Consider the following 15,845-nt stretch of genomic DNA (forward strand, 5'->3'; position numbering starts at 1 on the left):
GCGCCCCGACTCCGGCCATGCCGTCGAGATTCATCCCGAGACGAGTGGTCGGTCACCCCGGCCGCGACGTGCAGAAGGAGGGGACCTTGGGCGATCCGGCAGACTTCGACCTCATCGTGCTGACGCCCCCGGGCTCGCCCGATCCGTCGCTCGCCATCGCGGGGAGCCGGGCCGGCGCGATCGGCGTCCTCAACCTGGAGTTCGCCGACGATCCCGACGCCGCCTTGGCGGCGCTCGCCCGACTCGGTCGCCATGGCCGCGGACGCATCGGCGTGCTCCTGGACGGGGCGGACGAGATCTTGCTTGCCGCCGTCCTCGGCCTGGCGCCCCCCGGCCTGCACGCACTGCTGCTGGCCGGCACGCCCCCCGGTCGACTCCGCCGGGCGATCGGGCTCATCCATCAGGCCGGGCGGAAAGCTTACATCGTCGTTTTCGGGGTGGACGAGGCACAGGCGGCCGAGGCCGCAGGCGCCGACGCGTTGGTCGCCAAGGGGCATGAGGCGGGCGGATGGGTCGGCGAGGAGACCACCTTCGTCCTGCTCCAATCCCTGCTCTCACGCCCGACGATCCCCGTCTGGGCTCATGGGGGCGTGGGGCCCCGCACCGCGGCCGCCTGCCGGGCGGCGGGCGCCGCCGGTGCGGTGCTCGACAGCCAGCTCCTCCTGGCCCGCGAGTCGCCCCTGCCCGAGGCCGTCCGGGCGCGCATCGGGTCGATGGACGGCAGCGAGACGGCCTGCCTCGGATCGGGACTCGGGGCCGCCTTCCGCTCCTACTCTCGCCCCGATCTGGGTCCCGCCAACGACCTCAGGCGCCTCGAGGCCGAGGCTCTCGTCGCCGAACGGCCCCGCGAGGCCGTCCGCCTCGCCTGGCGAGAGGTGGTCACCCGTCAGGTTGACTGGCGACGAACGTCGACCTCGCTCCTCGCCATCGGTCAGGACGCCACATTCGCCGCGGGGCTTGCGTCTCGCTACAAGACCGTCGGCGGCATCGTCGATGCGATACGTCGGGCATCGGCCGAGTTCGGGGCCGCGACCGAGGGGAGCGGTCCACTGGCCGAAGGGTCGCCGCTGGCCCGCTCCCACGGCACCAGATACCCCATCGTGCAGGGCCCGATGACCCGGGTCAGCGACCGTGCGGAATTCGCCGCCGCGGTCGCCGAGTCGGGCGCCCTGCCCTTCCTGGCCTTGGCCTTGATGCGGGCCCCCGGGGCCAGGACGCTGCTCGAGGCCACCGGCCGGCTCCTGGGCAACAGGCCCTGGGGAGTGGGGGTCCTCGGATTCGTCCCGCCCGAGCTGCGCGCCGAGCAGCTCGAGGTCCTCCGCGCCTTCCGGCCTCCCTTCGCCCTGATCGCGGGGGGGCGGCCCGATCAGTCCCGGGTTCTGGAAGGCGATGGAATCGCTACATATTTGCATGTCCCGTCGCCGGGTCTGCTCCGGATGTTCCTCCAGGAGGGGGCCTCGAGGTTCGTGTTCGAAGGCCGCGAATGCGGCGGCCACGTCGGCCCGAGGACCAGCTTCGTGCTCTGGGAGAGCATGATCGAGGTCCTGCTGGCTCACCTGGACGCGACGCCCGCTGCCGACCCCACAGCCTGCCACGTCCTGTTTGCCGGCGGCGTGCATGACGGGCTCTCAGCGGCGATGGCGGCCGCGATGGCCGCGCCGCTGGTCGACCGAGGGGTCAAGATCGGCGTCCTGATGGGCACGGCCTACCTGTTCACCGACGAGGCGGTGCGCACCGGCGCGATCGTCGACCGCTTTCAGAAGGCGGCCGTCGCGTGCGGCCGGACCGTACTCCTGGAGAGCGGGCCGGGCCACGCGACCCGCTGCGTCCCCTCTCCGTTCGTGGACGACTTCGCGGGGGAGAAACGCCGCCTGATCCGCGAGGCACTCCCCTCCGACGAGCTGCGGCACCGCCTGGAAGTGCTGAATATCGGCCGTCTGCGGGTCGCTTCCAAGGGGCTCGACCGCGACACGAGCGACCGGGGAGCTCCGGGCGAGTCGAAGCTCGTCGACGTGTCCGACGACGACCAGTGGTCGCGTGGGATGTATATGATCGGCCAGATTGCCTCCCTCAGAGCCGCGGTTTGCTCGATGGATGAACTCCACCGCGACGTCTCCGAGGGGGGGGCACGGATCCTCGGGTCTGCGGGCGCGAACGCGGTCGATCTAGGTCCGCAGTCGCCGCCTCCTTGCGCCGTGGCCATCGTCGGCATGGCATGCATCCTCCCGGGCTCGCCCGACCTGAAATCGTACTGGTCGAATATCCTGGGCAAGGTCGACGCGATCACCGAGGTCCCCGCCGACCGCTGGGACTGGAGGCAGTACTACGACGCCGACCGATCGGCGCCCGACAAGATCTACTCACGCTGGGGCGGGTTCATCGACGAGGTTGCATTTGATCCGGCGACCTACGGGATCCCTCCCAGCTCGCTCGCCTCGATCGAGCCGTTCCAGCTCCTGGCCCTGGCCGTGGTCCGGTCGGCTCTGGACGACGCCGGTTACCTGGACCGGCCGTTCTGCCGCGAGCGGACATCGGTGATCCTCGGGGCGGGTGGTGGCGGCGCCGACCTGACGGCCGGATATATGTTCCGATCCAGCCTGCCCGCCTTCTTCGGCGGCGACGCGTCGGCCGTCACCGAGAACCTGGGCAGTCACCTCCCGGGTTGGACCGAGGACTCATTCCCTGGCCTGCTCATGAACGTGGCCGCGGGCCGGGTGGCGAATCGTTTCGACCTCGGCGGGGTGAATTACACCGTCGACGCCGCCTGCGCCTCGTCGCTGGCCGCCGTCTATCTGGCGGTGCGCGACCTCGAGGCGCGCACCAGCGACGTGGTGGTGGTGGGCGGGATCGACGCCATTCAGAACCCGTTTTCATTCCTCTGCTTCAGCAAAACCCAGGCACTCTCGCCGACCGGCCGATGCCGGACATTCGACGCGCAAGGCGACGGCATCGCGATCAGCGAGGGGTTTGCCGCAGTCATCCTCAAACGCCTCGACGACGCCGAGCGTGATGGTGACCAGATCTACGGCGTGATCCGGGGCGTGGGCGGGTCCAGCGACGGCCGCGACCGGAGCTTGACCGCCCCCAGGCCCGATGGGCAAGTCCGGGCGCTCCGCCGGGCCTATGCCCAGGCCGGGATCCCGCCCGCGTCGGTCCAGCTCGTCGAGGCCCACGGGACCGGCACAGTGGCAGGAGACCAGGCCGAGGTTCAGGCCCTCTCCGCGTTCTTCGGCAAGGCGGGTGGGAGTCGTCAGGGGTGCGCCGTCGGATCGGTCAAATCGATGATCGGCCACACCAAGGCCACCGCCGGAGTCGCCGGCCTGATCAAGACGGCTCTGGCGCTGCATCACAAGGTCCTCCCGCCCACGCTCAACGTGACCTGCCCCAACCCGAGGTCGAACTTCCCCGAGAGCCCATTCTACGTGAACACCGAAGCACGCCCCTGGATCGACCCCGGAGGCCATCCCCGGCGGGCCGGCGTCAGCGCCTTCGGCTTCGGCGGCACGAACTTTCACATCGCCATGGAGGAGTACTCCGGCCACTACCTGGATGGGAACGCCGCTCCGGTCGACGTCTGGCCCGCAGAGCTTCTTGTCTGGCGAGGCGACTCGCGACGGGAGATCCTGGATTCCATCAAGGACCTGACAGGGCGCCTCGAGAAGGGAGCAAGGCCCGCGCTTGTCGACCTGGCGTTCACCGTGGCCCGGGCGGCGAACGCGGCCCAGGCGGGCCCGTTCAGCCTCGCCATCGTCGCGTCGTCGATCGACGAGCTCATCGCGAGGCTGCACCTCGCCGAGAGGGCCCTGGGGGACGGACCCGACCGATCACACCCGTCACGGGGGGTCTACTTCTCGGGGAAGCCCCTTTCTCAAGAGGGCATGGTCGCCTTCCTCTTCCCGGGGCAAGGATCGCAATATGTCGACATGGCCCGCGATGTGACGCTGGCCTTCGAGGCGGTCAGGCGCTGCTTCGATCGCGCCGACCGCGTACTCGCCGGCCAGCTCGATCGTCCGCTGAGTCGTTTGATCTTCCCGCCGCCGGTTTTCACCCCAGAGGATGAGCTCCGCCTGAAGGCCGAGCTGACCGAGACGAGCGTCGCCCAGCCCGCCCTTGGGGTGACCGATATTGCCTACTTAAGCTTGTTGCGTGAGTTCGGCGTCGAGCCCCAGATGGCCGCAGGTCACAGCTTCGGCGAATTCGTCGCCCTCCACGCCGCGGGTTGCTATGGCGAGGAGGAACTGCTTCATCTTGCCGCGGCGCGCGGGCGGTTCGTCAAGGAAGAGACGACCGAGGAGAGTGGCGCAATGGCCGCGGTCGACGCCCCGCCCGAGGCCTTGATGGAGTTGCTCTCCGACCCAGGTCTGACGCTGGCTAACCTCAACGCTCCCCTCCAGACGGTCCTCTCGGGATCGAAGAGCCGCATCGATGCCGCGGTCGCCTGGTGCGAGGGGCGAGAGATCCGGGCGCGGCTCCTCCCGGTCTCATGTGCCTTCCACTCCCCCCTGGTCGCGCCCGCGCAATCGAGGCTCGCCGAGTTCCTCCGGGAGATCCCGATCGCACCGCCCCGGATCCCGGTCTACTCGAACACGACGGCGGGCGTTTACCCGCAGGATCCAGGGGCCATCGCCGGCCTGCTTGGCGAGCACCTGGTCCGCCCTGTCGAGTTCGTCCGCGAGATCGAGGCCATGTACGAGGCTGGTGCCAGGATCTTCGTCGAGGTTGGCCCGCGAAACGTCCTGAGCGGACTCGTCGGCCGGATCCTCGGCGATCGCCCTCATCTCTGCTCACCCTTGGACGTCCCCGGCCGATCCGGGGTGCCACAACTCCTTCACGCGCTTGCCTCGCTCGTGGCGGAGGGGGTGCCGGTCCGACTCGGACGGCTCTTCGAAGGCCGGACGGCCCGGGCTCTGCACCTCGGGTCGCTCGACCAGGAGACGGGCCGGCCCAAGCTCACCCCGACAACCTGGATGGTCAGCGGTGGGAAGGCGAGACCGGCGAATCCCAGGGCGGGTACGGCCGAACCGCCCACCTTGCCGCTGGCCATCCGGGTGGCGGACGGCCACCAGGCTACGCCCAGCCCCACCCGAGAAAACCCGACGATCGTCGGCGAATCCTCTCCCCGTTCGGACCGAAATGGCGACGGAACCGGCAACGGCCACCCGTCGCCCGGAAAATCCGGATCCGCCGGCCGAAACGGTCACGTGGCCGCGACGCCGACGCCCGTCCCCCATCCGCACCAGGCCTTGTCCGCCAGAAACGGAGGGAGCATGACTCCAACGACCCGACCAAGTCCCAGGATCTCCGGGGAGGCGATCCCGCAGAACCGACTCGCCCCTTATCTGGCAAGTCCGCCTTTAGCGCCTACCCCGGGGCCGGCCGCGAACGGGCAGGGGACAACGGACATCGTTCGGCAATTTCAACAGGTGATGATGCGTTTCCTCCAGACCCAGGAAACGGTCATGCACGAGATTCTCACCTTCTTGGGAACCGGGGCAGCGGCCCTTCCCACCCCGAATGTCGACCATCGACCGGCGGGGGCGGGCGCCGACGGCAACGGATTCGCCCTCGATGCTCCTCCCGCGATGGAGCCCGTCCACGCTCCGCAACCGCAACCTCAATCGCACGGCGGGGCCTCTGCTCCGGCCGCACCCGCCGACATTCAGGCGACCTCACCGGTCGTGGCCGTGGCCCGCGTCCCTGTCCCTCCTCGGGAGGAGGCACCCGCACCTCCCCCACTCGTGCCGGGCCCGAAGGCGTATATGCCGCCCAGCCGGGCTCAGCTCACGCAGGATCTGCTCGCGGTCGTCAGCGAGCGTACCGGCTATCCCGAGGAGATGCTCCTGCTGGAGTCGGACATGGAGGCCGAACTGGGGATCGACTCGATCAAACGAGTCGAGATCGCCGGCACGATCCTCCGCGCACTGAAGCTGCCAGCCGGGCAGTCTCCCGACGTCGAGAAGCTGACCGCCAGCCGGACCCTTCGTCAGGTGGTCGACACCCTGGTCTCGATCGTTGGTGATGTGCCAGGGCTTGCGACCTCGGCGTCATCGGGATCACCCGACCCCGTTGGGAAGGGGGGAGAAACCCGCCCTTTTGAAGGTGCGCGGACCGGTCACGGAATCGGTCGGTTCGCGCTCAACTCGACCCCCTCGCCCGCCGTCGGGCTCGCCGTCGGCCTGGCCCCCGACGGTCTCGTCGTCTTGGTAGACGACGAGACCGGTGTGGGACATGCCCTGGCCGCTCGTCTCAAGGGCGCGGGATACCGCGTCGTCCGGCTCGTCCGAGACATCGACGCAACGCAAGGAAGCCCCCAATGCCTTGCGGGCGACCTCGGTCATCCCGAAGAGGTCGCCCGACTCGTCGAAGACCTTCGAGCCAACCACGGCACGCCGTCGGGCCTCATCTTCCTCTCTGCGTTGCGCGAGGAGGTATCGAAGGACGAAGATAACCTGATCGCATTGTTCCTCACGTCCCAGGCCCTACACGCCGATCTCGAGCGATCGGCGGCCTTGGGCGGCGCCGCAGTTCTGGCGGCCACACGGATGGGCGGAGCCTTCGCGACGGATCGCCCCGGCTCGACATTCGAGCCGATTCATGGAGCCCTCGGCGGCTATCTTAAGTCCCTCTCCCAGGAATGGCCGACTGTCCAAGTCAAGTCCGTGGATGTCGGACGCGAAGCCCCCGAAGTCCTTGCGAATCAGTTCTTTGGCGAGTTGATGGCAGCCGACCACCTGGTCGAGGTCGGCTACCTCGACGGGACCCGTACCGTCCTCGAGCTGGTTCCTTCGCCTCTGCCGGCGAACCCCGTTGAACGCCTGCCGCTGGACGCCGACTCGGTGCTGCTCATCACCGGCGGGGCCCGGGGGATCACCTACCTGGCGGCCCTGAAGCTGGCCGAGGTCGCCCGCCCCACGCTCATCCTCGTCGGTCGGACTCCCGCGCCGGAAGGCCCCGAATCGCCCGAGACGGCAGGCCTGACCGATCCCCGGGCCCTGAAGTCGGCGATCATCGCTCAGCTCAAGCGCACCCATGAGTCGGTCACCCCCGTGATGGTCGAGGACCACTATCGGCACCTCCTCAATGGCCGCCAGATCCGAGAGAATCTCGAACGGCTCCGCGGGACCGGTGCCCGCGTCGAGCTCCTCACCTGCGACGTCCGAGACCCCATCGCGTTTGGCATGCTCATCGACGAAGTCTATCGGGCACACGGGCGGATCGATGGGGTCATCCACGGCGCTGGCGTCATCGAAGACCGATTGGTCAAGTACAAGTCCCTCGATTCCTTCCGCCGTGTCGTCGAAACCAAGGTGAACGGCGCCAGGGTCTTGGGCGAGAAGCTCAGGCCGGCGTCGCTCCGCTTCCTCGCCTTCTTCAGCTCCGTGTCGGCGCGATTCGGCAATCGTGGCCAGGCCGATTACGCCGCCGCGAGCGAGGTGCTCAACAAGCTCGCCCAGCAGCTCGACAGGACCTGGCCGGCCCGAGTCGTCTCGATCAACTGGGGCCCCTGGCTGCAAACCGGGATGGTCTCCGCGGAAGTCCAACGTCAATTCGCCGAGCGTGGCGTGGCGCTCATCCCCCCCGAAGTCGGCTGCTCGATGCTCCTGGACGAGCTGACATCCGGGCGAAAGGGCGATGTCGAAATCCTGATCGGCGGCGACACGAGCACCGCCGCCGGGCCCGTCCCGAAACACCCTCTCCTCGCGGTCGCCGGCCCGTTCACACGAGATGCCGACGCCGTCCATCTCGTCAGGCCACTCGATCTGGAGATTGATCATTATCTCAATCATCATTGCATTGATGGTCAGGCGGTCTTCCCATTCGCGATGGCGATGGAGCTGGCCTCCGAGGTCGCCGAGGCGGGATGGCCCGGCCTGAAGGTCGTGGAGCTTCGGAACATCCGCCTGATGAAGGGGATCGTGGTCGACGGCCCCGGCCGGGCGGTTCGCGTCACCGCTCGCCCTCGAAACGAAACGAACCCGAGCCATGCCGACCTCCATCCGGAGGTGACCCTTGAGGTGAGCATCGCTCATCCGGACGACCCGATGCGGGTCCACTATCGGATGGAGGTCATTCTTGCCCACGAGGCCGGAGGGCCAGGGCAGTGGGGGTCGCCAAGACTTCCGGGCCCGCTCGCACCGATCGAGGGTGTCGGGCAGAAGTCCCTGAGCGTGGGCGAAGCCTACCGGGATCTCCTCTTCCACGGACCTCTTTTCCAGGGGATTGCCTCGATCGAGGCCATTGGTACCAACGGAGCGCGTGCCCTGTTCCGACAGTCGTCTCCGGCGGACTGCCTTCGAGGCGGGCCAGCGCAAGGCTGGGTCATCGACCCGGTGCTCGTTGACTGTGCCTTCCAGATGCAGGTCCTCTGGGCTCGCCTGCACTGGGACGTCACCCAGCTCCCCGCCGGGGTTCAGAGTTATCGCCAGTTCGGCCCGTCGGGTGTCGAAGGCCGAGGTACCGTGCGACACGAGCTGCGTGTCCGGCCCGAGAGCCAGGACCCGATGTGCTTCTGCGACCACACCTTCCTGGACCCCGAAGGCCGAGTCTTCGCGGTGATGACCGGGGTCGAAGGCAACGGAAGCCGTGCCCTCAATCGCTTGGCGGGGGCCGACCGCCAACGAGGTCTTCTGACCGCAGCAAATCGTCCCGGAGAGCGACCATGACCGCCCCCCACGGATTTCCGAATGGCGAAGACAGGTCGGTCACCTACCGTCCCGGTAACCCACCAGCGACGGGCCAGCGCCCGCGTCGCAAAGGGGTCGCCATCATCGGGATGTCGTGCCTATTCCCCGGCGCCCCCGACGTCGACGCTTACTGGCGGAACATCCTCGGCAAGGTCGACTCGGTCACGGCGCCGCCTCCCGAGGCTCGCGAGACGGCCCTGTATTACGAGCCCAATTCGGCCGAGCCCGATCGTGTCTACTGCCAGCGCGGTGGCTACCTCGGGGCGCTGTCGACTTTCGATCCCCTGGCCTTCGGCGTCCCGCCGGTCTCCGTCGGCGGCGAGCCCGATCAGTGGCTGTCGCTCAGGCTCGCCCGCGAGGCGATGGCGGATGCGGGCTGCCTTGATCTCCCCGAATCGGTCCGGCGGCGGACCTCGGTGATCCTCGGCAAGGGGACGTACCTCAACGCCGGCAATGCGATGGCCATCCAGCATGGGCTGGTCGTCAGCCAGACCCTTGAGATCCTCGGCGCACTCCACCCCGAATACACCGGCGCGGAGATCGAGGCGATTCGACGGGAGTTGAAGCGGGCCCTGCCGCCGATCGGGCCCGAGACGGTTGCAGGGCTCATCCCCAATATTATCGTCGGCCGGATCGCCAATCGGCTCGACCTGATGGGCCCTAGCTATACGGTCGACGCCGCCTGTGCCTCGTCGCTGATCGCCGTCCAGCAGGCGATGCGCGACCTCGCCAGCGGCGACTGCGACCTGGCAATCGCCGGTGGCTCGCAGATCTGGATCCCGATGCCGACTCTCAGCATCTTCTGCCAGCTCGGGGCACTCTCCCGCCGCCAGCAGATCCGACCCTTCGACAAGGACGCCGATGGAACGCTGCTCGGCGAGGGGATCGGCATGGTCGTCCTGAAGCGGATCGAGGACGCCGAGCGTGACGGCGACCGGATCTATGCCGTCGTCCGTGGGGTCGGGGTCGCCAGCGACGGCCGGGGCATGAGCGTCATGGCGCCCCGCGTGCAGGGCGAGGAACTCGCGCTGAGACGTGCGTATGAGGAGGCCGGCGTCTCGCCCGATTCGGTCGGGCTGATCGAGGCCCACGGGACTGGCACGCCGGTCGGAGACGCCACCGAGGTGCAGGCCCTGACCAGGGTCTTCGGCCAACGGATCGGCGAGATCCCCCGTTGCGCCATCGGGTCGGTCAAGTCGATGATCAGCCACACAATCCCCGCGGCCGGGGTCGCCGGGATCATCAAGGTGGCCCTCTCGCTCTACCACAAGGTCCTGCCGCCGACCCTGAACTGCGAGGCGCCCAACCCCAGGCTCGAGCTGGAAAAGACCCCCTTCTACATCAACACCGAGGCTCGACCCTGGGCACACGGCGGCCGGGAACCCAGGCGGGCCGGGGTCAACTCGTTCGGCTTCGGCGGGATCAATGCCCACGCCATCCTGGAGGAACACGCACCCGCAGGCCGGGTGGCCTTGCAGGCGGGCTTTGAGGACGACACGCGGCGAGCGGAGGCCCGCGCCGACCATCGGCCGGAGTGGGAATGCGAGGTCTGTATCCTCGGGGCCGAATCGCCGGCGAAGCTCCTGGCAGAGGCCCGCCGTCTCGTCGCGGCGCTCGATGCGGTCGATTCGGATGAGCCCATCCGCATCAAGGATCTTGCGGCGACCTTGAATCGAGATCTTATGACTTCGGGATCCAGCTCCCCCTTCCGGCTGGCCGTCGTGGCGGCGTCGGCCGCCGACCTGAAGGCCAAGCTGGGGAAGGCCGCGAAGAAGCTCGGCTCGCCGGGATGCCTCCAGATTCGGGACGTCTCGGGGATTTATTACGCCGCCGAGCCGCTCGGGCGGTCGGGCAAGCTGGCGATCCTCTTCCCCGGAGAGGGTGCTCAATATCCCAATATGCTCGCCGATCTCTGCCTGCACTTCCCCGAAGTGCAGGCGTGCTTCGATGAGATTGACCAAATCTATTATGATCACCCGCGCGGATATGTGCCGAGTGACCACATCTTCCCGAGATCATCGCCGATCCCGAGCGATGGCGGTGGGGTCGCCGAACGCCTCTGGCAGATTGCTGGCGCGGTCGAGGCGGTCCTGACGGCCAATCGGGCCATGCTCACGCTGATGGAACGGCTCGGACTGCGGCCCGACGTGATCCTCGGCCACAGCACCGGGGAGTACTCGGCCATCCGTGCGTCCGGGATCTTCGACCCGGCGAGAGATAAGTTCTCCGAGCTGATCCTCACGTTCTTCCGGAATTACGAGGTCGCATCCGGGCCGGAACTCTCGACAGCCGTGTTGCTTGCGGTGGGTGCCGGGAGGCGGGAGGTCGAAGCAGTGGCCCGCGAGACCGGCGGCGAGATTTATGTGGCCATGGACAACTGCCCTCACCAGGCGGTCCTGGTGGGAGAGGCGGGAGCCGCGGCGCGAGCGGAGGAGATTCTGCGACGTGACGGGCTGATCTTTGAACGACTCAAATTTGACCGGGCGTATCACACGCCCCTCTTCATCCCGTATGCGGCGCACCTCAAACAGATCTTCCAGGACGCCCCCATAGTCGCTCCGACGACCCCGATTTACTCGTGCACATCGGTATCTCCCTATCCTGACGACCCCGCCGCGATTCGCAAGCTGATGCTGGATCACTGGCTGGAGCCGGTCGAGTTCCGGCGGACCGTCGAGAGGCTGCACGACGACGGGGTGAGACTCTTCGTCGAGGTCGGGCCGAGGGGCAACCTCACGGCGTTTGTCGAGGACATCCTCCGCGACAAGACCTTCTGCGCCATCCCTTCCAACGTCCAGCGCAGGTCGGGCATCGCCCAGCTCAATCACCTCGTCGCCATCCTCACCGTCCATGGGATCGACCTCGACCTGATGGCCCTCTCCCGGGATCGGTGCACTCGACGGATCGATCTCGATCGCATCGCCGCGCATCCGACCCCGGGACGGCCATCGGGAGAGATGAAAATACGGACCGGATTCCCCTCGATGAGCCTTGGGACGGAGGCTGCCCGTAGGCTCAGGGCTGTCGCATCAGGCCCGATGCCGGGAGAAATGAGGTCGGAGATTGCCGTCGATGACACGATCGAATCGGGCGAGGCGGGCGATCTCGAAATCGAGCGTGACGAGGTCGATCCCGAGATCCAGGTCGTTTCGGATCAGGCCCCACGGTCCGAGCGGAATTCGACCCCCGGGGAACTCCAGGAGACGGCGCCGGGCGTCGGCTCGTCGGCGGTCGGTGTAGGCCCCGGCACCTCCATGGTCGAGGATTTTCTCCAGACCATGGAGCGCTTCCTTGCCGTCCAGGAGAGAGTCATGCAAAGCTGCCTCGATCCCGGTGCAGGTGCGGAACTCCGATCGGCGGACGACGCTCGGGGACAAACGATTCCCCTTAGCGATCCGTCTCAAGGAGGAGAGGCACCCTTCGCGCTCCTCGGATCCGTAGTGGCGTGGACGCCCGAGGTCGAGTTGACGGCCAGGCGCACGTTCGACCCGCTCTTCGACCTGGCCTTGCGCGATCATACGCTGGGGCGAGAGATTTCCAGGCATGACCCGGATCTGCTCGCACTCCCCGTGATGCCCCTGACAATGAGCATGGAGATCCTCGCCGAGGCCGCGGCCGCGCTGATGCCCGGGAGGACCGTGACCGGACTCCGCGACGTCCGCGCCCACCGCTGGATCGACTTCGGTGACGGCCCCCAGGAGCTTCAAGTGACGGCCCTTCGTCGCCCCGGTTTCGAAAACCGGGTCGATGTCCAATTGCGGAATCTGACCGAGGAAAGGCTCGCGGGATCACGGCCTCTCGGGCCTGTGGTCGAGGCTTCGGTCGTCGTTTCCGCGGCCTATCCGCATCCCGATCCCGAGATGCCGCCCGTCTCCCGTCCTCTCAATGGAAAAACGTCGGGGCTGAGGCCCGGACGCCTCTACGGGGAATCCATGTTTCACGGGCCGACCTGGCAGGGGGTCGAATCCCTGGATGAGATTGGAGAAGACGGCGCTGTCGCGACGCTGCGAGTATTGCCGCTCGACGCGTTGCACGGCGGGGCGGAACGCGGACGCTTCGTCCTCGACCCAATCGCCCTGGACGCCGCCGGCCAGGTGGTCGGGTTCTGGACGGCGGAGCGTCTCGACTCGGGGAAGGTCGTCTTCCCATTCCACCTGGAATCGTTGGAGGTGTTCGGGCCCCCCCGTGCAGCTGGCGAATCGCTCGTCTGCGTGGCTTCGATCGGACTGATCGGTGACCAACTTGTCCGAACCGACATCGAGATTGTCACGGCCGATGGACAACCCTGGATGCGATTGACCGGCTGGGAGGACAAACGATTCGAGCTCCCGGATGGCTTCGAGGCTCTGATGCGTCCTTCGCACGCCGAAATCAGCGAGCCCTGGGAAGGGCCCATCGCGGACCTCGCGCCTGGCATGCCCGTCGAATGCCGGCGACTCCGCGCGAAATTTTTATCGAACCACGAGTTCTGGAAGCGTATCTGGGCTCATCGAGTCTTGAGCCGATCCGAGCGCGAGGACTTCCGCTCGCTGAGGACGCCGCTCGTTCGACAGCTTGAATGGCTCGCGGGTCGGACCGCGGTCAAGGAAGCCGTGCGCCGACTGCTACTGGATCACGAAAACCTCGACGTGAGGCTCGCCGATCTCGAGATCAAGCCCGACGAACGAGGACGTCCGATGGTCCTCGGCGCATGGGCGGATGAGGTCGCCGAGATGCCGGTCATCTCCATCTCCCACTCGGACGGTCTCGCGGTCGCGATCGCCGCCTTGCCGGATCCTGGAGGCGATCGTCCCCTGCGTCTGGGTATCGATGTCGAGTTCATCAAGCCTCGCCCCGAGGGGTTCCTCGACGTCGCGTTCGGCGGCGAGGAACTCGAGATGTTAAGGACCCGACCCCACTCCGAGCGGGATGAGTGGGCCGTCCGGATGTGGTGCGCCAAGGAGGCCGTCGGCAAGGCGACGGGGGAGGGGCTCGGCTGGTCGACGCGCTCGACGGAAGTCGTGGGCATCGATCCGGACGGAGGGATCGTCGAGGTAAGGCTCTCGGGCGAACTAACCTCGCGTCATCCCGACCTCAACGCAGCAGCCATCGCCGTGCGCACCATCTCCATCGATCGTCTTGTCGTGGCGACGACCTTCGGCATCCCCTCCCACGTCGATGTGGCGGGCGAGCGGGCATCCATCGGCTCTTGAACGGCGTCCGACCGATTCGACAAGGTCCCGGAGGTAGCGAACATGTTGGCGAATCATCAGCAAATCCAGGATGAACTGCTCGAGTTGATGACCCAGCTGGCGGGCGACTGGGAGTACGACGGGGAGGTGAACGCGGGCACGCGACTGCTGCGCGACCTGGCCATGGAGTCGCTCGGCCTGGTGGTCCTCGGGACTTCAATCCAGGAGCGGTACGGACGGCTGCCGTTCTCGGAATTCCTCGCCGAAGTCGGCCAGCGTCCCCTCGAGCAACGAGATGTAACCATCGGCGAACTCGTCGATTTCGTCTGCCAGCATCGCCGTCATGTGGCGGGCGAGGGGGTGCCGCGATGAGCAAGACCATCCTGGTCGGCCTCGACGGCGCGACCTTCACGGTGCTCGATCCCCTCATGGCAAATGGGACCATGCCGTTCCTCCGGGACCTCGTCGCCAACGGGGTCCGGGCCTCCTTACGGTCGGTCATCCCACCGCTGACGCCGCCGGCATGGACGACCCTGATGACCGGCAAACGGCCGGGCGGTCACGGAGTCTTCGACTTCTTTCAGAAGGAAACCCCGGAGAGCCGTTTCTTCCGCTTCGCCTCCTCGAACGATATCCAGACGGCCACCATCTGGTCCCTGGCCAGCGACGAAGGCCGACGGGTGACCGCGTTGAATTTCCCGCTAATGTTCCCCCCGCCCAATGTTAACGGGAGCGTCGTTCCGGGCGGATGGATGCCCTGGAGGCAGCTCCGCCTGGGGTGTCATCCGGCGGGGTTATTCGATCGCCTCAAGACCTTGCCTAGCTTCGACCCCCGCGAGCTGTCGCATGACGCCAGCCTCGAGGAGAAGGCGCTCGAAGGCTGTGCGGCGGAGGAATACGCCGACTGGATCGCGCTGCACTGCCGGCGTGAACAACGCTGGACCGAGGTCTTGCTTTACCTGATGCGAGAGGAGCCGGCCGACCTGACCGCCGTCCTCTTCGACGGCGTGGACAAGCTCCAGCACCTCTGCTGGCGATTCATCGACCCTGCGTTCCGTACCGACGATCCGACGACCTGGGAGCAGGAGATCCGTCGGCTCTGCGAGGGCTATTTCCGGCAGCTCGACGGCCTGATCGCCCGGATTGTCGAGCAAGCCGGGCCCGAGGCCTCGGTCGTCTTCGCCTCGGACCACGGATTCGGCCCTTCCTCGGATGTCGTCTACCTGAATACGTGGCTCGAGCAGCAAGGCTACCTGGCCTGGGCCGACGACCAGGCGGTCCAGGACGGAGCGTCCAACCGTGTTGGGATCAGTCAGATCGCGCGACATACGTTCGAAATGGACTGGTCCAGGACGATCGCCTACGCCGCGACGCCGAGCAGCCAGGGGATCCACATCGTTGGGCGAGATGCGGCGAGCGACGTCGGCGTTCCTGTCGAGTCCTACGACCGCGTCCGTGGCGAGTTGATGGCGGCGCTGAGGCAGTTCCGCCATCCGGTGACGGGGCGGCCGGTCGTCGCCGAGGTCTGGACGCGCGAGGAGGCGTTCCCAGGGCCGCATATGGCGATGGGCCCCGACCTGACGGTGGTCCTGGAAGGAGACGCGGTCGTCTCCATCCTTCGCTCCGACGTGACGGTGAAGACGCGGCCTGAGCCGGTCGGGACGCACCGGCCCGAGGGCGTCTTCCTCGCAGGCGGTCCGCTCTTCCGCCGAGGGGCCCGCCTCCCCGAGATCCACATCGAAGACGTCGCCACGGTCCTGCTGTACTGCACCGGCGTCTCCCTGCCCGCGGAGCTGGACGGGCGACTTCCCCTCGATGCATTCGACCCCGAGGGGCTAAGACTCAATCCGCCGCGATTCGAGGCGTCCCGGGCGCCAGGACCCGAACCTTTCACGTCCGAGCAAACGACGCCCGATCTGGCCTACGACGCCGAGGAAGAGGCCCTGGTGCTGAAGCGCCTGGGTGCCCTCGGATACCTGGAATAATGATC

General features: G+C 67.4%; 4 protein-coding genes. All 4 read left to right on the forward strand.

Going from position 1 to position 15,845, the window contains the following annotated elements; translation table 11 throughout:
* Positions 1-17 precede the first annotated feature (17 nt).
* The 4 genes from EP7_RS04650 to EP7_RS04665 are packed head-to-tail and all read left to right on the forward strand — an operon-like array spanning position 18 to position 15,840.
* Complete coding sequence (locus tag EP7_RS04650) at positions 18-8,663, forward strand: SDR family NAD(P)-dependent oxidoreductase (protein WP_463526428.1); 8,646 nt, start codon at positions 18-20, stop codon at positions 8,661-8,663.
* Positions 8,660-13,876, forward strand: coding sequence for a beta-ketoacyl synthase N-terminal-like domain-containing protein (locus EP7_RS04655; RefSeq protein ID WP_463526429.1), 5,217 nt, complete (start codon positions 8,660-8,662; stop codon positions 13,874-13,876). The genes EP7_RS04650 and EP7_RS04655 overlap by 4 nt, the downstream gene beginning before the upstream one ends.
* Before the next feature lie 42 nt (positions 13,877-13,918).
* Positions 13,919-14,227 (forward strand): hypothetical protein, encoded by a 309-nt coding sequence (locus tag EP7_RS04660; RefSeq protein WP_463526430.1) that lies wholly within the window; start codon positions 13,919-13,921, stop codon positions 14,225-14,227.
* On the forward strand, positions 14,224-15,840 hold the full coding sequence (locus tag EP7_RS04665; protein WP_463526431.1) for an alkaline phosphatase family protein: 1,617 nt from the start codon (positions 14,224-14,226) through the stop codon (positions 15,838-15,840). Before EP7_RS04660 ends, EP7_RS04665 begins: the two co-directional genes overlap by 4 nt.
* Positions 15,841-15,845 lie beyond the last annotated feature (5 nt).

Source organism: Isosphaeraceae bacterium EP7, assembly GCA_038400315.1.
Lineage (GTDB): Bacteria > Planctomycetota > Planctomycetia > Isosphaerales > Isosphaeraceae > EP7.

Bases quoted from the DNA above. Each gene is read 5' to 3' on its own strand.
- EP7_RS04650 (WP_463526428.1), top strand. From the start codon at position 18: ATGCCGTCGAGATTCATCCCGAGACGAGTGGTCGGTCACCCCGGCCGC.
- EP7_RS04655 (WP_463526429.1), top strand. From the start codon at position 8,660: ATGACCGCCCCCCACGGATTTCCGAATGGCGAAGACAGGTCGGTCACC.
- EP7_RS04660 (WP_463526430.1), top strand. From the start codon at position 13,919: ATGTTGGCGAATCATCAGCAAATCCAGGATGAACTGCTCGAGTTGATG.
- EP7_RS04665 (WP_463526431.1), top strand. From the start codon at position 14,224: ATGAGCAAGACCATCCTGGTCGGCCTCGACGGCGCGACCTTCACGGTG.